The organism is Niabella hirudinis, assembly GCF_051201075.1.
GTDB classification, from domain to species: Bacteria; Bacteroidota; Bacteroidia; order Chitinophagales; family Chitinophagaceae; genus Niabella; species Niabella hirudinis.
Genome location: NZ_JBPEHJ010000016.1, coordinates 72,223 through 92,935 on the forward strand (window position 1 = coordinate 72,223; position 20,713 = coordinate 92,935).

Here is a 20,713-nt window from a genome sequence, read left to right on the forward strand (position 1 = left end):
ACTGCACAATGACATCTTATTCTTTAAACAGGAAAAAAGGCCTGTTCTTATTCGTTGCGTCTTTATTTTTTTTAACGGCATTGGCCCAAACCTATTCTACCCCCGGGTCTTATACCTATACAGTACCCGCCGGCCAGGCTAATAAAGTTACCATCAAAATATGGGGGGGGGCGGCGGTGGAGGCACCCGCACCGCAAATGTCAACCGCGGCGGCGGCGGCGGTGGTGGAGCAGCCTATTCGCAGGTATCGCTGGTATTGCCATCGGGCAACTACTCTTTTGTAGTAGGCGCGGGGGGCAGCTCCGGTACCAATGGAGGAGCGTCCTCTTTTGCGGTAAATGGTTCGTTTACGGTTACCGCTCTTGGCGGAATTTCGGGGGGCGACAACAACAACGCCGGTGCCGGCGCTGCAGCCCAGGGTGCCGGGGTACAAGCCTCCTGGCAGTCAAATGGCGCATCGGGCATTATTGATAAAGCAGGGGGCAACGGCGTAAATGGCGCTGATGGAGGCAACGGGTACGGCGGTGGCGGCGGCGGTGCTGCAGGTGCTGCCGGCGATGGCGGTACAGGCACGGTTCAGACCCATGGTAATGGAAATGACCTGGGCGGCAATGGCGGTGACGGTGCAAATTCAGGAGTTAACGCAATCCCGGGTGTTGCGCCCGGCGGCGGTGGCGGCGGTGGCTTCAGGACCAATGCGAACAACAGGGCCGGTAATGTTGGCGGCAATGGCCGGGTAGAGGTGCTGCTGGACGGGGTATTGCCCGTACAATTTGGAGCTATTGTAGCTACAGCAGGTGATAACGATTTGCTGGTGAATTTTACAACCCTGGAAGAAATTAAAAATGATCATTTTAATATCCAGGCGTCTGAAAATGGTACCGATTTTCAAACCATTGCTACTGTAAAATCCAAACATGCGGGCGCCCTGTTTACAGACGCTACTACTTATGCTGTACGTATCGATAAAGAAGGTAACACGCTGTTGCTCGGCGTTTCGGTACTGGCAGCGGTGGTTCTTGGTTTTGGAGGAGCTCGCAGAAACCGTAACCTGTTTATGTTGGCTGTATTGGGCTATATGCTGATTGGAATGGCCGCTTTGTCATGTAACAAAAACGGTGAGGTGGTAAACACCGGGGAACACAAAGGATTTATCCGTATTGAACAGGTAGATGCAGATGGCCACAGCAGTTATTCAAAAGTAGTGGCTGTTGTTAAAAATTAGTCTAATATCGTTAGGTGCAGTAAAAACCAGGATGACAGGGGCTGTCTGAAAGGGCAGCCCTTTAATGACCCTGGTTTCAGCTGCTTAAAATTTCTGAAACTGTCCCTGAAGTTGTTTTGTGCAGCCTCGGGGACAGTTTCTTTTTTGGGGGAACGGTTGATAGGGTTTGACATTTGACGTTTGAAGTTTCAGGTTTGATGTTGGGTCTTGTTTTTATGCCTGATGCCCTGTCTCCATTCTCACATCCCCAGACTATACTCCGAAACGCTGGTTTTATTGGGTGAAGGTTGAACCCCTGATTTTATTTCCACATTTTCACATTACACCGGGTTGGTTGAATGGTATTGAAGACGGTTTATAATTGTTTAATATTGAAGACCAATCTACATTTCGACCGCCATCTTCCTATTTGCTACTTGCCTGTTCCCCCATTCCCCTTTACATAAACAACGCCAGCTGGGTTATTTCCGGCTCCGGTTGCTTTTTCTGTTTCTTGCCCTCCACGGTTTCAATAGGCTTATCGTTTTCAAAATAATGATTTACACGATTAATAAGAATGCCCGTGATGCGTTCTGTACCCTCGTTGTTCATCTTTTTCTGCAACGTTAGCTGGCAGTTGATGGAAGTGCCATTTTTGAACTGTACTTTTCCTGATTGTACCAGTTTTTTAAATTCTTTTGATTGCATGGTAAACGATCGGGGTTTTCCCTGGTACATGCCGGTCCACTTATAGCTGCTCTTTTTTAATACCGGTGAAATGATCTCAATATCGATATCGTCCACTTCTTCGGGTTCCAGTATATTGGTGGTTAGTATAAAGCTGTTAAAATCCTGCCGCAGTAAATTTTCTTCATGGGTTATGGTATCCTTTAGCTCGTTAAATGCCGTAAAGCGCACCTGGCGGATCCGGGGATAACGGTTGAGCAGTTCAAAAAAGTTCGACCGCCTTTTTTTGATGATGGTACTGGTGTCCAGGTTTTCGCAATTAGTGTACATCTGCAGTCTCAGTTTTTCTGCCTGCAGCTGCATTCTTTTATTGTCGGTATTATTGAACTCCGGGACGCTCTTCAGTACTTCAACCAGCCTGCGGGCTGCATCGCCGGCAGATGCCGACAGCGGGGCTGCTATAACAGCCGTTAATACGGTTGTGGCAATGGTAAGGGCTGCTGCGGTTACCTTATGTTCTTTTTTCAGCGTTACTCTAAACCGTCGTTTGAATCCTTTTTCGGCCAGCGGGGCGGTTTCAATAATGATGCGAAGCTTAAGGCGGGATGCCACTTCCCGTACCAATGCCAGTAGCTCATACTCGCATTTATTCTGTACCAGCGCGTCCATTAAATGGGTTTCCTCTTCAAAAAAATATTGTACTTCAATGCAGTTACTTCCTGTATCCAATGCTTCGTTGTTTGTGTTCATTGCTTCTTCTGCTTTTCTTCACGGGCTGCGAAAGTAGCGCTTTTTTTAACGGGTAGCAAGTGTGTTGATGGCCCCACATGATTTGTTTTAAATCGCAACGCGCCAGGTATCCACAACGATCGCAGCGGGGTAGCTGGTCGCTAATGGCATTGTTTCATTTGCGTGGCCTCCGCTCCTCCTGTTCCCTGAGGTTTGTTTTTAACGGCGAAGGGCGCATGTTCCCCGCCGTTTATCCCTTAAAAATGAATTATTAAATAAAATAATAAGTATGCGCCCGCTTTTAATCGTTTTGAATCAATATCCATTTAACTTGAACTGATTGGCGTACAACAGATTAATCTAAATATCCAAAACAGATGAAACGCCTTTTAAAGTCTAAAATGTTAAATAATTTATAAATATGTTTTTGTTGACCGAAAGGGCATCCCGCGGTTGTAGCTTAGGGTGTCCTTTAATCAAAACAACCACTATGTTAACCCTGTCACTTTCCCAGGTCACCAATCTTTCAGAATGTGATGCCTCATTGAAGCAGGCATACAGAACGCAGAAGACCTTTTTATGGAAAAAACTGGGACTCGAATTACAGATAGAACGCCATTTGGATGCTGTGTCTGAAATAGACGACTTATTATATAGAAAAGGTGTGGAGCTGCAGCAGGTTTCCCTGAATATCGAAGACCTTCCGGAAAAGGCACGGAAAAAACGAGAACATGAACAGGCCCGGCTGCAATTAGACATATTATTGCTGGAAGAACGCAGGGAAAAGCGACAGCCGGAACGGTTGGTAGAAAAAGAAACACGCCTGCTATGCCTGGAAGTAAGCCTTGATCAGTTATCCCTGGTTATACTGGAGCTGGAAACCCATAAGATCCGGTTACAAAAAGAGGCAGCGGCAGGCCCCGGTAACACAGTGAGCGCAGCAACCAGAACGGCATCCGTTGCCATTCCGGTTTTAAAGGCGGTGGCGCCCCGGCAACAGGCAGACTGGCCTGGTAAAAGAAATGATCAGGGAGCGCCGCCCCATCCAAACGGGTATCTGTCCGGATAAGGTTACCTGCCGATCCTGTAAATAGCTCCCTTGTCGGTGATGGCAAAGAGTACGCCGTTGGTGCAGGCAATATCCCGGAAGCGTTCGCCCTCGTCTGAAAGCAGCCGCTCTTCTCCAACTACTTTGTTGTTTTTAATCACCAGCCGGTCGATGTGTTGCCCGCTCAGGGAAGTTACAAACAAATTGTTTTTCCATTCGGGGATGGCGCTGCCCTGGTAAAAGCAAATACCGCTGGGCGAGATCACCGGATCCCAGTAGTAAACGGGCTGCTCCATGCCGCTCTTTTGTTGCAGAGCATTCCCTACTTTTGAGCCATTGTACTCAATTCCGTAGGTGATCACCGGCCAGCCATAATTTTTACCGGCCCGTACTATATTAATTTCATCGCCGCCTCTCGGGCCAAATTCAGATTCCCACACGGCCCCGGTTGCGGGGTTTACATCTAATCCCTGGGGATTGCGATGGCCGTAGCTGTAAATTTCCGGCATGGCTCCCTGTTTGTGCAAAAAAGGATTACCGGCTGCGGGTTTGCCACTGGTGGTGATCCGGAAGATTTTTCCCAAACCGGACTGCAGCAGCTGAGCCTGGGCCCGGCCTTCGAGGATTGATCGTTCTCCTGCAGCAACCAGCAGGTTGCCGGTTTTGTCAAAAACAATCCTGGACCCAAAGTGAAGGTTGCTGTTGAGGGCCGGGGTTACGCGAAAAATTACCGACACATTTTCTACCCTGCCTGCGGCTTCATTCAAACTGCCCTTGGCCACGGCCGTTAAGTTGCCGGATGCCTGTTTTTCTGAATAGGTCCAGTAGATCATTTTATTGCGGGTAAAGTTAGGGTCAAACGCTACATCAAGCAACCCACCCTGTCCTACCAGGTCGGGGGGCGGAAACCCGATGATCTTTTTTATCAGCGCTCCATCCCGGTTGCGTATTTCCATGTACCCCGATTTTACGGTAACCATCAGCCGGCCATCGGGCATGGCAACAATGGCAAAAGGGGCGCTTATTTTTTCGGCAATTTTGTTGACACGGTACGGAGTAGTGGTTTTTGCGCCCTGTACCCTGGTTTGCCCCCTGAATGCCGGCTTATAGGTACTGTTTGGCGCTTTTTTTTCAACAGCGGGCAGTGTATCAACAGCGGTGTTGTTGAAGGAAGGGGTAGTGGCTCCGGCAGCCATGCCGGTTAATAACACAGTCATCAAAGAAATCATCCTGGTCCTGGTATGCATAATGGTTGTAGTTAAAAATAAACGCTAAAATTAGGGGCCTTTGGTTAATGCGCAAGCATATAGGGTGGGTTTTATTTTTAAGTCCGGAGGCTGCTTTTTTATAGGAATCAAACGGCCGTTTCACTTACCAACGTTTTTTTGGATTTATGTGTCTCTTTATTTTGCGGCTCCTGGTCAAACATTTTGAGCGTTCCGTTATACTTGCCGCCCAGTTCCACTTCAAATGCTCCTACCTCAATATCGCCGTCAATTAAGCCCGTACTTTTAATGTAGAGAAAGCGGCAACTGATATTTCCGTATAATTTTCCATGCACTACAATGATATTGCTTTTTAGGGAGCCTTTAATTTCTGATTTTTCTCCCAGGATAATCCCGTCTTTAAGATCGATATTACCTTCAACTTTCCCATCGATCCTGATGGCGCCTTCACCTGAAATATTTCCCTTGATAAGCATTCCTTCATCAATTACGGTATTGATGGTTACATGATCGATATTGGTTTTTTTGTCTCTGGAATTGTTTTTATTAAACATTGCGTTATAGTTTTGTGAAACGGGAGGGGTCTGTTCTTGTACCGTTGATCAGCACTTCGTAGTGCAGGTGGGGGCCCGTACTTCTGCCGGTGCTGCCTATTTCGCCGATCTTTTCTCCGGATTTTATCTTTTGATGTTCTGTTACGCTGATTTTTGACAGGTGGCCATAGAGGGTTTGAAACCCGTTTTGGTGCTGCACCATTACACAGTTTCCATATCCTCCTTTTGTGCCGGCAAATATAACAACCCCGTCTGCGGTTGTTTTGACCGTTTCCCCGATCGCTCCTCTAAAATCAAGGCCGGTATGGCCTTCAACCCCGCCGGTTCCAAAAGGATTATAACGGTGCCCGAACCCCGATGTCTGATCGCCAAAATGCGGTCTTCCTATGGGGGTATGGCGGATGATGTCTTCTGCTTTTACCAGTTCCTTATCATAAAGCGCGGCTACTTCATCGGTGGCTGCAATGTCAAAGACCTCGGGTCCGCCTGCATTGTCCAGCGTTAATTTTGACAATCCTCTTTCTGCAAGCAGCTGGTTGATCTGTTTTACATGCTGATCGATCGATTTGAATGAGGCCTTCACCTTAGCTACGTCGATTTCGTTGCTGATGCGGGTGGCATGGTCGAGCCGGTTTTTATACAGGTGCGCATAGAAGTTGCTTGTTTTGTTAAATATAAAAAAGCAAAATGCTGCACAAAAAATCAGAATCAGGGCCAGGCATCCCACCAGGTATTTTCGCCATGATACCAGCAAGACTGTAGGAACCCGGATCGATTTTTTTTCCTTGCAGGAATGATCAACAAAGAGTATGGAAGTTTTATGCTTGAACATATATATGGCTGAACGCGTTTCGGCGCCGTAAGATACAGTAAATCTGTTATATGATAAAAAACAATACATGATTTAAATCTGTAGCCGGCAGCATGTTTAAGGGACTGAAATCATGTTTGGCCACCGTAAATTCAGCGCCCGTTTTTCCGTTTGGATATCATGACAGTTGTTTTTACAATAAATTGATTATTATTGATTTATATATATTTATTAGCTGCTAAGCACCCTAAGAAGCGTAAAAGGTTGGTTTTATGCAGGATTTTGCAGGTCGTAGCTTTGTGGTATCAATTTAAAACGGGCGTATTGCAAAAGCGTTTCGTTGAGCTCAACCAGGATTTGCTTCTCTCGCTTTGTTTGCCGCCCGGTGATGTGAACTATTGGATAAAGAAATTGTGAACAAAAAACAAAAGGAGACATAAAAATGAAAGCTTTATTAACCAGGGCTGCGGATGCAGCATACAAGTTAGGCGTGTTGTTTTCGAACACTCTTACCACAAAGGATATCTATAGTCGTTAAGACCAGGTATTCCTGCAAATAAAAATTTAATTAAAAATCATAAAATCAATTACCATGAAATCAAAAGTATTATCCATCGTTATTGCCGCTTTTTTTGCTACCGGCGTTTTTGCAACCCCTGTTGTTGCAACAGACAATGCTGAAAAACCCGAATTGGAATACATCAAATCGAATACAGAGCTGCCCATTTACCAGCTGCGTTTGAATAACCTGAACAAAGGAACTTATGGCGTTTCTATCAAAGACGAGACAGGTGAAGTGCTGTACACAGAAACCATTTCCGGTTCTAAACTTGTGCGGAACTACCAGTTTGATACCCAACTGCCCTCAAGCGTAAGACTGACCTTTGAAGTAAGCGATGCTAAAACCAACAAGGTTAAGGTGTACAGCGTTAGCAAAACTTCCAAGACGGTTGAAGTTGTTATTGTACACGAAGTAAAATAACCAGTTAATAATTGATACAACGTGCAAGGGCTGTCTGCAAAGGCAGCCTTTTGCTATTGTTGTTTTTACCGCAAGGGGCGCTATGAACACGCAATGATCGCAATATATCTCTCCTTAATGTGGAGAGCTTGCTGATAACCAGGCCTGCAACGCCGGTTTTATCGATTTCGCCAACCGAAAATACCCGAGCCTATTCGATGCCTATTTGGCGGAATTCGCCTTTCGGCGGACTTGTCCCGATTGTCATACATGAGCGTCAAGTTAGGAAACTTGATCCAGGTGCTGCAGGCGCCACGTGCTTATAGTATTCATGACCAACGATGCAGCGCATCGGCTCCGTCAGTGCCTGTCCCGCCTCTGCGCCTACGCGTCAGGTTAGCATGAAACTATACCCGCCGCATAGCGGCAGATGAATATTGTAAGAGCGGGTTTTAACCCGTCTCGCCATCCAGACGAAGGATTGAGAGCCGTCAGCCCGAAACATCTGCCGTGCCTATGGCACTCACATCTGCCTTTTGGCTGCTAACATCGCGCTAAAGCACGATGTTCCAACATCTATCCGGGGATATGCCCCTCAAAGCCTTTAATAGCGCAGATTTGCTGGCATGCTTACATCTCGTTGACTTGACGTCAATGAGCCTCTGCGGGATGCCGCATAAACACGGGGCGTCCTACGGAGCCCGAACAAATGCCATTACGATTAGGATAAACACACCGCTCCTAACGGAGCGAAAATGGCTCAAATGCTGGTATAGCTGCAGTTCGGGGCAGATTGTATGTTGCGCTTACCTTGACGTGCATGCGATTAATCGGGAGAAAAGTGGAAAAAAATGCCTGGATGTTCGGGTTCATCAGCGGTCCTAAATAATTTCGATAAAAAAAACCACCCGTAGTCTGCGGATGGTTCTTTTTTGAAATTATATGTTTTTTATGAACGTTCTGCCATATCAGGGATGGCATTTGTTTTGTAAGTCCCGGCATCCAGCTTTTCTTTTACGGCAGAGAATGCGGTTAATGTAGCTTCAATGTCGGCATCAGTATGACTGGCCGTGGGAATTAAGCGGTAAATAATATGTCCCTTGGGAATAACGGGGTATACTACAATGGAGCAGAAGATGCGGTAATTTTCCCTGAGGTCCATTACCATGGCTGTGGCTTCCTCCACGCCGCCCTTCATGTAGATGGGGGTTACAACGGAATCCGTGGTGCCAATATCAAACCCGCGTGTTCTTAACCCGTTCTGCAGTTTTAACGCTACATCCCAAAGCTTTTCTTTTAACTCAGGTCTTGTGCGCAGCAGCTCCAGTCGTTTGAGATTACCTACCACCAGCGGCATCGGCAGGCTTTTGGCAAAAATCTGGCTGCGGATATTGTAACGGATATAGTCAATGATTTTACGATCTCCGGCAACAAAAGCCCCAATAGACGCCATGGACTTAGCGAACGTAGAGAAGTAAATATCGATCTGGTCCTGCACGCCTTGCTCTTCTCCCGCGCCGGCGCCGGTTTTGCCCAGTGTGCCAAACCCGTGGGCGTCATCTACCAGCAGTCGAAAACTGAATTTGTTTTTTAAAGCAATGATTTCTTTTAGCTTACCCTGGTCACCCGCCATACCAAAAACCCCTTCGGTAATGACCAGGATACCGCCCGATTTTTGTTTTTCAATCAAGGCTGTGGCCCGCTCCATTTGCTTTTCAAAGTCTTCAATATTGTTGTGTTTAAATACAAAACGGTGACCGGGGTGTAAACGCAGCCCGTCAATAATGCAGGCGTGGCTTTCGGCATCGTAAACAATTACATCATGACGACTGCAAAGCACGTCAATAATGCTAACCATGCCCTGATAGCCAAAATTCAATAAAACTGCGTCTTCTTTGCTTACAAATGCGGCCAGTTCGGCTTCCAGCTGCTCATGCAGGTTAGAGTTACCACTCATCATCCGGGCGCCCATGGGCAATGCAAGTCCATATTGAGCGGCACCCTCAGCGTCAGCTTTTCTTATTTCCGGGTGATTGGCCAATCCCAGGTAGTTGTTGAGGCTCCAAACGATTACGTCATTTCCGCGGAACTTCATCGTGCTGCCAATTTCTCCTTCCAGTTTCGGAAACGCAAAATAACCGTGGGCTCTTTCCCGGTGCTGACCAATGGGTCCGTAATTTTTTAATAGCCGCTCAAAAATGTCTGCCATATAATGATTCGATTTTTAAATAAAATAATGCGCAAATATACGATACTTGTTGCTTTTGTGAGGAGGCCGCTGAAACGCAGAGGAGGGGAATGCCACAGAACTACAGAAACACTGGATTTTTTATGCTGTGCTTAGGGGAGTCCTTATAAGGAAATGCGTGCCGCCGGAGTTAGGGCACGCAGTTTGTCGGCGACTTGCAGCCGCAGCGGCTATGAATGCAGCGAGATCGCCTCCATCTGTGTTTCAGAGTCTCAGTGGCTTCTTACTATTTCTCCTGTTCCTGTTTTTTATTTTTATCTTTTTTCTTGAAAAGGCCTCCCAAAAATCCTTTTTTCTTCCTGGGCTCATCGGAGGTGCCGATGGCTTTTCCCTGAACCGCTTTGGCCGGCTCTTTTTTAACCGTATCCTTGGCCGGCCCTTTTTCATCTGTTACGGGTTTGGATTCGGGTCCAATGTACTCATTGGTGTTTTGCATATAATCCTGCTCCGTACCCAGGCCCGCATCTTCGCCTTCGGCCGTTGGTTCGAGGTTTTCAGAAGTAACAAACTGTGATGGATCGGCGCTTAATATTTCGTTCTCCATTGTTGCCGGTTCCGCAAATTTTTCATCCCTGTTAATGCCCAGCGATTTGTCGGCATATACTTTTTTAAAGAAGGCCTCCCATATCGGGCGGGCGGCTTCTCCGCCAAAGCCGCCGCGGCCTTCATTGCGGATAAAGCGATCATCGCAGCCTACCCAAACGCCACCCAGCAGCTGGGGCGTAAAGCCCATAAACCAGGCATCGCTATTGTCGTTGGTGGTACCGGTTTTGCCCGCCATTTCCGCTGCGCCCAGCCGGGCTCTTAATCCGGCGGCGGTTCCTTTGTCTACAATACCCTGCATCATACGGCTCATGGTATAGGCGGTGGCTTCACTGATGGCCTCTTTACGGTTTACGCTGTAATCAAAACGTTTGATCACGTTGCCATTCCGGTCTTCGATCCGGCTGATAAAGTAGGGCTTGGTAGAAAAGCCCCTTCCCCCGAATATGGAATAACCCCAAAGCATTTCAAACAGGGAGAGCTCACAGGATCCCAGGGCAATGGAAGGGAAGGGCTGTATTTTAGTGGGGATATTGATCTGGTGTAAAAATTTAACAAACTGTGCAGGGCCTACCATTTTCATGATATAAGCGGTAGCACAGTTCTTGGACCAGGCCAGTGCTGAAGCCATGGTCATCGTTCTGCCGCTACAGCTGCGTCCGGTGGCGGGCACCAGCTGGCCATTGCCAAAATCCTGCTGTACATCTTCCACCATCGATTCCGGTGTCATCCCTCTTTCTTCGATCGCTTCGGCATATAAAAAAGGTTTAATAGTGGAACCTACCTGGCGTTTGGTCCGGAGGTTTACGTGATCGTATTTATAGGTTTTAAAATCGATACCGCCCACCCATGCTTTTACCTCGCCGGTTACGGGGTCCATCACCATAAAGGCCGATTGTACCATGGTGCGGTGGTATTTGATAGAATCGTAGGGGGTCATTACGGTATCTTTGCCTTTGTACTTGGCATTCCACGAAAATATTTTCATGGGCACTTTTTTGTAAAAGCTGGCTTTTATCTCTTTGTCGGAGAATCCGTCATCGGCCATGTTTTTCCAGCGGTCACTTTCTTTCATGGCACGAAGGAGGATATTATCCCGCCCTTTCCAAACAGCCCCGCTCTTGATAAAAGACTGGCGTACCAGCGCCCGCTGCAGGTTGGGCACCTGCATATAAACGGCTTCTTCGGCATACTGCTGCATGAGGGGGTTGATGGTCGTATAAATCTTTAGCCCATCTTCATAAAGACTATAGGATGATCCGTCTGGTTTCTTCAGGCCCGAATCTTTGAGGATCGTTTTTACTTCATCGCGCAACACATCCCGGAAATAGGGGGCAAACCCCGTATTTTCGTCCATCTTTTTGTAATTCAGCCGCATGGGCATCGCGGCAACACGGTCGCCCTCGGCGGCAGACAGGTTGCCGTTTTCCACCATTCGGGCTACTACCAGGTTCCTGCGGTCAATAGCCAGCTTGGGGTTTCTCCTGGGGTTATAGATGCCTGGCCCGTTGATCATCCCAACCAGCAATGCGGCCTCATCCACGCTTAAACGATCGGGCTCTTTCTGGAACCAGGTCCGGGCGGCATTGCGGATGCCATATACATTATCGCTGAAAGGAACAACGTTGAGGTAAAGGGCCACAATCTCTTCCTTGGTAAAATTCCGTTCCAGCTTTACAGAAATGATCCATTCTTTTAATTTTTGAATGACGCGCACCGCCTTATTGCTGGCCCGCTGGTTAAACAGGGCCAGGGCCAGCTGCTGGGTAATGGTGCTGCCGCCTCCTTCTTTTCCCAGTAAAAAAATGGCGCGCAGGGTGCCTTTCAGATCAATACCCGCATGATCGTAAAACCGTTTGTCTTCCGTGGCAATGAGGGCATTGATCACATTGGGCGAGATATCGCGGTACTTTACAATGGAACGGTTGCCATTGGGCAGGTAATATTTGCCCATCAGGGTGCCGTCTGCGGCCAGCACTTCTGATGCCTGCGTAATGGCCGGGTTCTCCAGTTCTGCCAATGAAGGCATTTTCCCAAATACGCCCCAGTTGGCCAGCAGCACCGTTAATACGCCCAGACCAAACAGGATGAAAAAAAGCCGCCAGAAAATACGTACCGATTTCTTCATATAGAAACTAATAATAAGTGTGGAACTTGTTTATACTGAACAAGGGATAAAAAAGTGATGGATATCACCTGTTAACGTTCACAAATTTATCCCTGTCGGATTATAAACAACTTCATTGATAAAATTCGTATCAAAAATAAGTAAATGCCCTTCTATAAACTGAAATCAGGGGGATAATTTAAGCTCTTTTTATCAATTGCATATTCATTTTCAGCGGCTCCGGGCAGCTAAGATTTCAGGAGTGGCGCAAAATAGTTACTTTTGCGGCGATTAATAACTGATACCGAATGAAGTTTAATTTGACGCAGATGCCGGAAAGGAACGTTCGTCCACGTACAAACGGCATTACAATGGTAATGGATAAGGGGTTGAGTATTGATGAGGCAAAGAGTTTTATGAGTGTGTCTTACCCCCATGTAGATGTATTGAAACTGGGGTTTGGCACCGCAGTGGTAACCCCCAACCTGGAAAAAAAGATCGAAGTATACCGTTCTTACGATGTGCCTGTTTATTTTGGAGGTACATTGTTTGAAGCCTACTTGGTACGCAACCAGGTAGATGACTACATTGCCATCTGCAAACATTTTGGAATCGATTATATGGAGGTGAGCGATGGCTCCATCAGTATTCCTCATGCGGAAAAGTGCGGCTATATTGAAAAGCTGACGCAGCATGGAACGGTGTTAAGCGAGGTAGGGAGCAAGGATGCCACGCATATTATACCCCCGTACAAATGGATTGAGCTGATGAAAGCAGAACTGGAAGCCGGTTCCTCCTATGTGATTGCGGAGGCGCGCGAGGCAGGAAATGTGGGTATTTACCGGGGGTCCGGTGAAGTGCGCGAAGGCCTGGTACAGGAGATCCTGACCCAGATTCCTTCCGAAAAGATCATTTGGGAGGCGCCGCAAAAAGCACAGCAACTTTATTTCCTGGAACTGATCGGCTGCAACGTAAACCTGGGCAATATCCCTCCCAATGAAGTGATAGCGCTGGAAGCCATGCGCATAGGCCTGCGGGGCGATTCGTTCGGCTTATACCTTGATAATAAAACAGCGTTCTGATGCGATTATTCGGTTTGATAGGTTTTCCGCTAAGCCAGTCTTTTTCCAAACGCTATTTTACAGAAAAGTTTGAAAAAGAGGGGATTTCGGGGTGCCGGTACGAGGCCTTCGAGATCCCAGCCATCCGGCACCTGCCGGAGCTGCTAAAAAAACACCCCGAGCTGGCAGGTTTTAATGTTACCATACCCTATAAGCAGGAGGTAATGCCCTTTCTGGATGAGCTGGATGGCGAAGCGGAATCTATTGGAGCCTGTAACTGCATCCGGATTGCCGGCGGCCGGTTAAAAGGATATAATACCGATGCCGCAGCCTTTGAAACCACCCTGCTGGAGCAGCTGCAGCCCCATCATACACAGGCCTTAATCCTGGGCACCGGCGGGGCCGCCCGGGCGGTGCGCTATACACTGGAAAAGCTGGGCATTGCCTACCGGTATGTTTCCCGGACTCCGGGCGAAAACGCATGGAGCTATAACGATTTGGATGCTGCCATAATGGAAGCCTACCCGCTGATTATCAATACAACTCCGCTGGGAAGCTTTCCCAAAACAGAAGGAAAGCCGGATCTGCCTTATAACCTCATCACACCGCGGCATTACTTGTACGACCTGGTATACAATCCTCCATTAACGGCGTTTTTAAACGAAGGAAAAGAGCACGGCGCCATTATCAAAAATGGCTATGATATGCTGGTGGGCCAGGCGGAACTGAGCTGGAATATCTGGAATAGTTGAGGTTCCGGGTTTGATGTTTGAAGTTTCAGGTCGGATTTTGCCTTGCACCCGATGTTTGGGGTTGGTTTCCATTTTTTATGCTTTAGGTACAAACTTCTCACTACTTGCCATTCCCTATTTCCTGTATAATATGGACCAGGAGAAAGATCCGGGAGTATTAACGGCATCTTCATTCCCACATTTTCATATTTTCAAATTCCCGAAGGGGCCTTCGGTTGTCAAATTTCTCATAATATTACCCAAGATTTGCCAGGCTCCATACTTCCCGGCGCTTCCGGTATAATTTGTGCTGATTCTCCAAACCGGGGATAAAAAGCGGAGATTATGTGCATATCCGCCCCCAAACGGTAAAAAAAACTATCTTTGCGGCCTGAAACAGGAGCGCAATGGTCAGGTGCAGGCTGAAAAACCGATTCCATCACCCCTTCTGCGGGTGGTGACAAGATCCGTAAAGTTGTAAAAGAATTGATAAATTGGGCATCCGGAATAAATCAAACTGACAAACATGTTGCGCTGCAACCGTTTTTCACGTTATCAGGATATGATAGCTCCGGATGGCCGGCCCATACTGAGCAGGGAATAAAGGGCGCGTTGTCCGATCATTAGAAACGTACTGATTTTTTCCTGGCGAAGTATAAACCAAAAGCAGAAAGACAGAATGTATATGAAAAAAACTCCTTTCACAGTAGCACTGATGATTTCCACCTACAAATGGCCGGAGGCACTCCAGCTGGTGTTAAAAAGTGTATTGTACCAGAGCCGCAGGCCGGATGAGATCATTATTGCCGAGGATGGCGATGATACCCGCACGGCCTGGTGTGTCCGCGATTTTGAAAAAATTCACGGTATCCCTGTAAAACATGTATATCATGAAGACCGGGGTTTTCGGAAAAGCCTGATTGTAAATAAAGCTATAAAGGAAATTGAATCCGATTATATTATTGAGATAGACGGGGACATCGTTATGCACCGCGATTTTATTGCGGATCATGCAAAAGCGGCCCGGGAGGGGTTTTTTGTACAGGGCAGCCGTACGCTTATCAATGAGCGCCGGAGCCATGAATTGCTGCGGACCAAGCATATCGAGGGGTTGCATTCCTTTATGCCAGGACTTGATAACCGGTTTAATGCGCTGCGGATCCCGCTTTTTTCAGGCTGTTTTTTTGTAAATCCCCGCAAATCCCACAATGTAAAAGGCTGCAACCTGGCCTTCTGGAAAAATGATTATGTAAAAGTAAACGGGTATTACAGCGGATTTGAAGGCTGGGGGCGGGAAGATTCCGAGTTGGGTGAGCGCCTGATCAACCTGGGCATCAAAAAGAAAAAATTAAAGCTCGCTGCGGTCGGGTATCATATTTTTCACACTTTTAATTCCCGTGCCAACCTGGGCACCAATGAAAAAATATACCGGGAAACGGTGCTTTACAAGTACAGCTACCGTGCCAATGGGTATATGGAAGCATAAAACCTCATTGACCTGTGCTGATCTATATCTGGCAATGGTGATTTTCTTATGTAAATTGTATAATGTGTTTTATTTTACATGCCAAAAGTATCAGTAATAGTACCCAATTACAATCACGGAGCTTATTTACAAAAAAGGATTGATAGCATCCTAAATCAGACCTTTCAGGATTTCGAAGTAATTATACTGGACGATGTTTCCGTTGATAACAGTAAAGATATCATAGAGCAATATCGGGGAAATACCAAAGTGCAACATATTGTTTATAATGCGGTGAATTCCGGAAGTACATTTAAACAATGGGATAAAGGAGTTGGACTTGCCAGAGGTGAATATATATGGTTTGCGGAAAGTGACGATTGGTGCGAGCCGAGCTTACTGGAGCATCTTGTTCATGGAATTGAATCTGATGAGGATTGTGTGGTGAGTTACTGTCAGGCTTATTGTGTTGATGGCGTCAATAAGATTCGCTTTACATCGCATCACGGCTGTCTTTCAGAAATCAAAGCGGGAGATGCATTTATCCGTGATTTTATGATAAAAACGACTTCAATTTTCAACGCCAGCATGGCGATTTGGAAAAAAAAGTATTACGACCAAATATCCAGGCGTTTTATTGATTTTAAAATGTGCGGAGACTGGTTGTTTTGGGTGGAGATGGCTGGTTTAGGAAAAGTACATATCAGTGGGCGCGTATTGAATTATTTCCGGAAACATGACGCAGATGTCAGTGGAGCAATGTATAAAACCGGCAAAGGGACTATTGAGGAAATTCAGGCTCTTCAAATTATATTCAGGAAGGGGCTTATCGATGAACCGTCTTATGCTGTGGGCCTCCGGCGCTTTATAAGGGCGTTTTATAAGGGCCATAAAAAATTTTCACCCCAGGTAAGGCAGGACTTTGAATCGGAACTGAAAAATGCATTAAGCGGCAATTTCTTTCGTAAAAAATCAATCATGTTGTTTAAGTATAAAACCCGGTATCGCTACCAGTTAAAACATTTTTTTAAAAAATATCAACCACAATGATCACCCTGGAAAAAAGTATTCTATGAATGGCACAGGAAATGACGAAATTCTGTTTTCAATTGTGGTGTGTTCCTATAATCCGGATGACAGGATTTTTAAACGCTGTTTAGAAGCGATCAGGTTATTAAAAGAACCCGGCGGGATATTTGAGGTACTTTTAATTGACAACAGCAGTGCTCCTGAATTAACCGCTCTCACATATATAAAGGACCTGTTAGGTCAAATGCCTTACGTAAGAGTTATTGTTGAAAAGCAACAGGGACTGACCTTTGCAAGAAAAAGGGGAATTCTTGAATCGACCGGAAGGTATATTGTTTTTTTTGACGATGATAATGAACCATTTGATGACTATTTGACCGTGTTGGAAGCGTTGTGGGAGCGGTATCCCTCTATAGGAGCGTGGGGCCCCGGAAATGTATGGGTGGATTATATTGACGGCATTGCGCCTAATTTAAAGAAGTATGCCGACCCCCGATTTCAGGAGCGGCACGAGGACTTTATACAATATTCCTGCCTGCGGTCGCAGCAGGACTGTTATCCGTATGGAACGGGGTTAAGCATTAAACGGCAGCACGCCCTGCACTATGTGAAATTATTATCTTCCGGAGTATTGACGTTGAAGGATAGGGAAGGCAACCAGCTGACCAGTGGAGGCGACATGCAACTGGTTTTGTCCTGTATTGTACAAGGCGCTGCCGCAGGAGTGGCCCCGGCATTGAAAGTAAAGCACATGATTACTGCAAAACGGACAGAACTTTCGTACATCCGGAAATTGATATATGGGACCCATGTTTGCTACGATCCGGCTATCCGGCAGATGATCCCCGAGCATCAGGTTAATTTTGGCAGACCTCTTAAGAGTGGTACAGCACTATGGTTTAAGGTAATGAGAAAATATGTAAAGGTTAAAGTTTCTACGGATATTGACAAGAAGTTTCGGTTCATCGAATGGATAGGGCTTTTGCAAAGCGCTTATTTGGCGGAGGGCAGAGAGGTGCCCGTAATTATTGAAAGAATGACAAAGCGCTTGCTTTGATATGCTATTTTTTTGTTGTATGCTATGTCTTTAGTTTCTGTAATCATACCCAATTATAATCATGGAGCATTTCTTCAAAAGCGAATTGAAAGCGTTTTAAATCAAACATATCGCTCCATAGAGATTATTATTCTTGATGATGCTTCAACCGACAACAGTAAAGCGATTATCGAACAATACCGGCAACATCCCCTGGTTAAGACTATTGTCTATAATCCGGTTAACTCCGGAAGTACTTTTTTGCAATGGGAAAAAGGAATAAAACTGGCCGGCGGAAAATATATCTGGATAGCAGAAAGTGATGACTGGTGTGAGCCAGTGCTGCTTAAAGAACTGGTGGAAAATGCAGAAACAGATGAGCAATGCGCTATTAGTTATTGTCAGTCTTATTGTGTTGATGTTGAGGGAAATATAAAATGGCAGTCTGCTCATCGTAAAGTAGAGGAATGCATTGACGGCGCTCTGTTTGTAAAAACCTACATGGGGGCTCAAAACGCCATCTTCAATGCAAGTATGGCTATCTGGAAAAGGAATTTGTATAGCAAGATCTCTCATGATTATAAAAACTATAAATATGCCGGGGATATGGTTTTCTGGATCCGGCTGGCCATGGAGGGAAGGGTTGCCATAAGCGGAAAATTACTCAACTATTTTCTGAAACATGAAAAGGATGTAAGCGGCAAAGCCATCCGGTCAGGATTGGGCGTTTTGGAACAAATGAAGATATTGAACCTGCAGTTTGAGGAATCCATGATTGATAAGGGAACCTATTATAGGGGGTATAAGCGCTTGTTTAGAGACTTTTGGAGGATAAGGCATGCTGCTGAAGCGCCTCTTGGATCGGAGATTCGAAATTTGTTCCGGAACGCGCGGGTATCTAAATGGTACGGGTGCCGCGTGACGATGGGAGCAGTTTGGGCAGAGATTAAGAAGCGCTAAACAAGTACAAAGAGATGAAGAAATTGGGAAAATCGGAAAAATTGAGCCGGCGAATTGACAGGGTTAATTATGCAGCGTGTTTTCATTTGGTGCGGACATACTACCTATGGAAAGGAGGATTGATTAAAAAGCTAATTGATGGCAGATTAATAAGATCACTTCTGGGGCGATTTTTTTGTTTAGTTGTTCTTGTTTTTCGATTTAACAGGTATCCATACCAAATTCATTACAGGCATGGCATAAAGGGGTTTGTAGCGCAATTGCTCGGGTTTCATAATTTTAAAAGGGCAGATGTGCCTGAAAAGTTGCCCTTTTATCAATCACTTGTATTCCCTCGGTATGATAGCCCGATAGTAACAATCGTTATCGTTGCGCATAATCAATGGAAATTTACCTATGCTTGCTTAAAGTCTATCCTCGAAAATACGGGCAACGTTGCATATAGCATTATTGTTGTTGATGACGGTTCTTCAGATGAAACGGTTTCTGGTCTTCAGCAATGTAAGAATATTACGCTGATACGGAATGATCGCCGTATAGGCTCTTTATGTTCCCGAAATAGAGCAGCAGCAGCCATCGTCTCCGACTATATTTGTTTTTTGGGCAATAACGTTGTGGTGCAACACCGATGGTTGCATCAGATGATCGATGTATTTGCCACGCATGCTAATACGGGTGTTGTTGGAGGCAAACTGATCTATCCGTACGGGCTGCTGGAGCAGGCGGGTGGATTGGTAAACATTGAGGGAGAACGGCGCAATTTTGGAAGGTTAATGGACGCCCGGGCGTATAAGTATAGCTATTTGAGGGAAACAGATTATGTTAATAGCACCTGTCTTTTAGTCGAAGCAAAGGATTTCTCGGTTTTAAACGGGTTTGATGAGAAATACGTAGCTACTTCCAGCGAGGATGCTGATCTCTGCTTTTCGGTACGTTACCAATTGGGAAAGAAAGTTTTCTATCAGCCGTTGGCGGAGGTAGTTTGTTTTAATAGTGCTGTTTCTGCTGGCCAACCAGGGAACAGTGGTATTAACAACCATCAGATACACAATACTTCAGCCTTTATTGAAGAATGGAAGCCCTTTTTTAACCGTTTTTCAGATAGCTACGACTTTAATGATCATGTTGATAAATTTCAGAGAGGAAAGAAGAAGATTTTGATTATTGATGCTACCCTTCCATTTTATGATAAAGACTCGGGGTCGAGAAGAATGCATGAACTGATAAAGATTTTTTTTCTACTGGATCTTGAAGTGTATTTTCTGCCGGACTATAGCGAAGGAGAAGAACCCTATTACTCTGAATTAATTACACAAGGTGTTAGGATTGTGTATGAATCCCAGGGGCCAAGATCAAAGATAGATCTGTTAGAAGAAGTCTTGTCCCGTATGGATTATGTGTGGATAGCCCGCCTTCATTTAAACGAAAAATATGCATCGGTGGTTCAACAATATGAAAAGGTGTCTTGGATCTACGATACCGTAGATCTCCATTATTTGCGAATGGAGCGTTCCCTGGCTTATCATCCATCCAATAGCACTTCTAAAAGTGCGATAGAGGAGTTGAAACAAAAAGAGCTTAGCTATGCACGGGGAGCAGATATGACCCTTGTGGTAACACCTTTTGAACGTGATATCCTGGTAGAAGCCAGAGCAAAGAACGTAAAAGTAATTCCGAATATTCATCCGGTAAAAGAACATATAGCGCTGCCTGGTTTTGAAAATCGGAAAGGCCTTTGCTTCATTGGCGGCTATAAACATCCGCCCAATGTAGATGCTGTATTATGGTTGGTCCGGGAAATTATGCCTGTGATTTGGGAGCGCGTGCCCGATATGAAACTCACCTTATTGGGAAGCGACCCTCCGGTGGAAGTGCTTCGGCTGAAATCGGATCGCGTTGAAGTACCGGGATTCCTGCATGATGTATCTTCTTTTTTTTATAACAGCCGTTTATTTGTGGCCCCCCTCCGGTATGGAGCCGGGATGAAGGGGAAGATAGGACAAGCCATGGAATATGGGTTGCCTGTTGTATCTACCGATGTTGGTGTTGAAGGCATGGATCTGATTGCTGACCGGGACGTGGTTGTGGTGAATAACAGCGGGGCATTTGCAAATGCAATTCTTGAATTATATCATAACAAAGAGCAATGGAACAGCATCGCAGAACATTCACTGATTACTATTCAACGGTATGCTCCGGAAAATGTCAGGAAATTGGTTGAAGAAATATTTGAATAGAAACCTTTTATTTTGGACAGGACGCTATCGATGGGGATAGTCTTGTTCAGTGATTAAAAGAAGACGGAATTTACCG

16 protein-coding genes are annotated in these 20,713 nt (G+C 45.9%); 10 read left to right on the top strand and 6 right to left on the bottom strand.

The window, feature by feature from the left end:
- Positions 1–160: 160 nt before the first annotated feature.
- On the top strand, positions 161–1,225 hold the full coding sequence (locus GGU45_RS20225; RefSeq protein WP_435227874.1) for a glycine-rich domain-containing protein: 1,065 nt from the start codon (positions 161–163) through the stop codon (positions 1,223–1,225).
- 438 nt (positions 1,226–1,663) lie between these two features.
- On the opposite strand, the gene GGU45_RS20230 is transcribed toward GGU45_RS20225, so the two are convergent.
- On the bottom strand, positions 1,664–2,641 hold the full coding sequence (locus tag GGU45_RS20230; protein WP_435227876.1) for a hypothetical protein: 978 nt from the start codon (positions 2,639–2,641) through the stop codon (positions 1,664–1,666).
- Positions 2,642–3,110: 469 nt separating this feature from the next.
- Between GGU45_RS20230 and GGU45_RS20235 the strand changes: the two genes are divergently transcribed.
- Positions 3,111–3,689 carry a hypothetical protein gene (locus tag GGU45_RS20235; protein ID WP_435227878.1) on the top strand — a complete coding sequence of 193 codons (579 nt, stop codon included), beginning with the start codon at positions 3,111–3,113 and terminating at the stop codon, positions 3,687–3,689.
- 2 nt (positions 3,690–3,691) lie between these two features.
- Here the strand turns inward: GGU45_RS20235 and GGU45_RS20240 are convergent, their stop codons facing one another.
- The 3 genes from GGU45_RS20240 to GGU45_RS20250 all read right to left on the bottom strand — a co-directional run bounded on the left by GGU45_RS20240 (position 3,692) and on the right by GGU45_RS20250 (position 6,280).
- On the bottom strand, positions 3,692–4,885 hold the full coding sequence (locus tag GGU45_RS20240; protein WP_435227880.1) for a PQQ-dependent sugar dehydrogenase: 1,194 nt from the start codon (positions 4,883–4,885) through the stop codon (positions 3,692–3,694).
- Positions 4,886–5,022: 137 nt separating this feature from the next.
- The gene (locus GGU45_RS20245) at positions 5,023–5,448 is read right to left on the bottom strand and encodes a bactofilin family protein (protein WP_435227882.1); all 426 of its coding nucleotides are present in this window, start codon (positions 5,446–5,448) and stop codon (positions 5,023–5,025) included.
- 4 nt (positions 5,449–5,452) lie between these two features.
- The gene (locus GGU45_RS20250; protein WP_435227884.1) at positions 5,453–6,280 is read right to left on the bottom strand and encodes a M23 family metallopeptidase; all 828 of its coding nucleotides are present in this window, start codon (positions 6,278–6,280) and stop codon (positions 5,453–5,455) included.
- A 571-nt stretch (positions 6,281–6,851) separates the two neighbouring features.
- Between GGU45_RS20250 and GGU45_RS20255 the strand changes: the two genes are divergently transcribed.
- Positions 6,852–7,241 (top strand): hypothetical protein, encoded by a 390-nt coding sequence (locus GGU45_RS20255; RefSeq protein ID WP_435227886.1) that lies wholly within the window; start codon positions 6,852–6,854, stop codon positions 7,239–7,241.
- Between the two features lie 928 nt (positions 7,242–8,169).
- On the opposite strand, the gene GGU45_RS20260 is transcribed toward GGU45_RS20255, so the two are convergent.
- The gene (locus GGU45_RS20260; RefSeq protein WP_435227888.1) at positions 8,170–9,429 is read right to left on the bottom strand and encodes an aminotransferase class I/II-fold pyridoxal phosphate-dependent enzyme; all 1,260 of its coding nucleotides are present in this window, start codon (positions 9,427–9,429) and stop codon (positions 8,170–8,172) included.
- A 265-nt stretch (positions 9,430–9,694) separates the two neighbouring features.
- The gene (locus GGU45_RS20265) at positions 9,695–12,139 is read right to left on the bottom strand and encodes a penicillin-binding protein 1A (RefSeq protein WP_435227890.1); all 2,445 of its coding nucleotides are present in this window, start codon (positions 12,137–12,139) and stop codon (positions 9,695–9,697) included.
- 287 nt (positions 12,140–12,426) lie between these two features.
- Here GGU45_RS20265 and GGU45_RS20270 point away from each other — a divergent pair, with 287 nt between their 5' ends.
- The 7 genes from GGU45_RS20270 (at position 12,427) to GGU45_RS20300 (ending at position 20,637) form a co-directional block, all read left to right on the top strand.
- Positions 12,427–13,200, top strand: a complete 774-nt coding sequence (locus GGU45_RS20270; protein WP_435227892.1) for a phosphosulfolactate synthase — start codon at positions 12,427–12,429, stop codon at positions 13,198–13,200.
- On the top strand, positions 13,200–13,931 hold the full coding sequence (locus tag GGU45_RS20275) for a shikimate dehydrogenase family protein (protein ID WP_435227894.1): 732 nt from the start codon (positions 13,200–13,202) through the stop codon (positions 13,929–13,931). The genes GGU45_RS20270 and GGU45_RS20275 overlap by 1 nt, the downstream gene beginning before the upstream one ends.
- A 664-nt stretch (positions 13,932–14,595) precedes the next feature.
- On the top strand, positions 14,596–15,396 hold the full coding sequence (locus GGU45_RS20280) for a glycosyltransferase family 2 protein (protein WP_435227896.1): 801 nt from the start codon (positions 14,596–14,598) through the stop codon (positions 15,394–15,396).
- A 78-nt stretch (positions 15,397–15,474) separates the two neighbouring features.
- Positions 15,475–16,425, top strand: a complete 951-nt coding sequence (locus GGU45_RS20285) for a glycosyltransferase family 2 protein (protein ID WP_435227898.1) — start codon at positions 15,475–15,477, stop codon at positions 16,423–16,425.
- Between the two features lie 22 nt (positions 16,426–16,447).
- A complete protein-coding gene (locus GGU45_RS20290; protein WP_435227900.1) occupies positions 16,448–17,461 on the top strand; it encodes a glycosyltransferase in 1,014 nt (337 codons plus the stop codon).
- 24 nt (positions 17,462–17,485) lie between these two features.
- Positions 17,486–18,400: a glycosyltransferase gene (locus tag GGU45_RS20295; protein WP_435227901.1), complete on the top strand. Its 915-nt coding sequence runs from the start codon at positions 17,486–17,488 to the stop codon at positions 18,398–18,400.
- Positions 18,401–18,414: 14 nt separating this feature from the next.
- On the top strand, positions 18,415–20,637 hold the full coding sequence (locus GGU45_RS20300; RefSeq protein WP_435227903.1) for a glycosyltransferase: 2,223 nt from the start codon (positions 18,415–18,417) through the stop codon (positions 20,635–20,637).
- The last annotated feature ends 76 nt before the right edge of the window (positions 20,638–20,713 follow it).

Coding starts and splice junctions, on each gene's coding strand:
- GGU45_RS20290 (WP_435227900.1), top strand. CDS start 16,448: ATGAATGGCACAGGAAATGACGAAATTCTGTTTTCAATTGTGGTGTGT.
- GGU45_RS20275 (WP_435227894.1), top strand. CDS start 13,200: ATGCGATTATTCGGTTTGATAGGTTTTCCGCTAAGCCAGTCTTTTTCC.
- GGU45_RS20245 (WP_435227882.1), bottom strand. CDS start 5,448: ATGTTTAATAAAAACAATTCCAGAGACAAAAAAACCAATATCGATCAT.
- GGU45_RS20255 (WP_435227886.1), top strand. CDS start 6,852: ATGAAATCAAAAGTATTATCCATCGTTATTGCCGCTTTTTTTGCTACC.
- GGU45_RS20225 (WP_435227874.1), top strand. CDS start 161: ATGGGGGGGGGCGGCGGTGGAGGCACCCGCACCGCAAATGTCAACCGC.
- GGU45_RS20260 (WP_435227888.1), bottom strand. CDS start 9,429: ATGGCAGACATTTTTGAGCGGCTATTAAAAAATTACGGACCCATTGGT.
- GGU45_RS20265 (WP_435227890.1), bottom strand. CDS start 12,139: ATGAAGAAATCGGTACGTATTTTCTGGCGGCTTTTTTTCATCCTGTTT.
- GGU45_RS20295 (WP_435227901.1), top strand. CDS start 17,486: ATGTCTTTAGTTTCTGTAATCATACCCAATTATAATCATGGAGCATTT.
- GGU45_RS20230 (WP_435227876.1), bottom strand. CDS start 2,641: ATGAACACAAACAACGAAGCATTGGATACAGGAAGTAACTGCATTGAA.
- GGU45_RS20280 (WP_435227896.1), top strand. CDS start 14,596: ATGAAAAAAACTCCTTTCACAGTAGCACTGATGATTTCCACCTACAAA.
- GGU45_RS20285 (WP_435227898.1), top strand. CDS start 15,475: ATGCCAAAAGTATCAGTAATAGTACCCAATTACAATCACGGAGCTTAT.
- GGU45_RS20270 (WP_435227892.1), top strand. CDS start 12,427: ATGAAGTTTAATTTGACGCAGATGCCGGAAAGGAACGTTCGTCCACGT.
- GGU45_RS20240 (WP_435227880.1), bottom strand. CDS start 4,885: ATGACTGTGTTATTAACCGGCATGGCTGCCGGAGCCACTACCCCTTCC.
- GGU45_RS20235 (WP_435227878.1), top strand. CDS start 3,111: ATGTTAACCCTGTCACTTTCCCAGGTCACCAATCTTTCAGAATGTGAT.
- GGU45_RS20250 (WP_435227884.1), bottom strand. CDS start 6,280: ATGTTCAAGCATAAAACTTCCATACTCTTTGTTGATCATTCCTGCAAG.
- GGU45_RS20300 (WP_435227903.1), top strand. CDS start 18,415: ATGAAGAAATTGGGAAAATCGGAAAAATTGAGCCGGCGAATTGACAGG.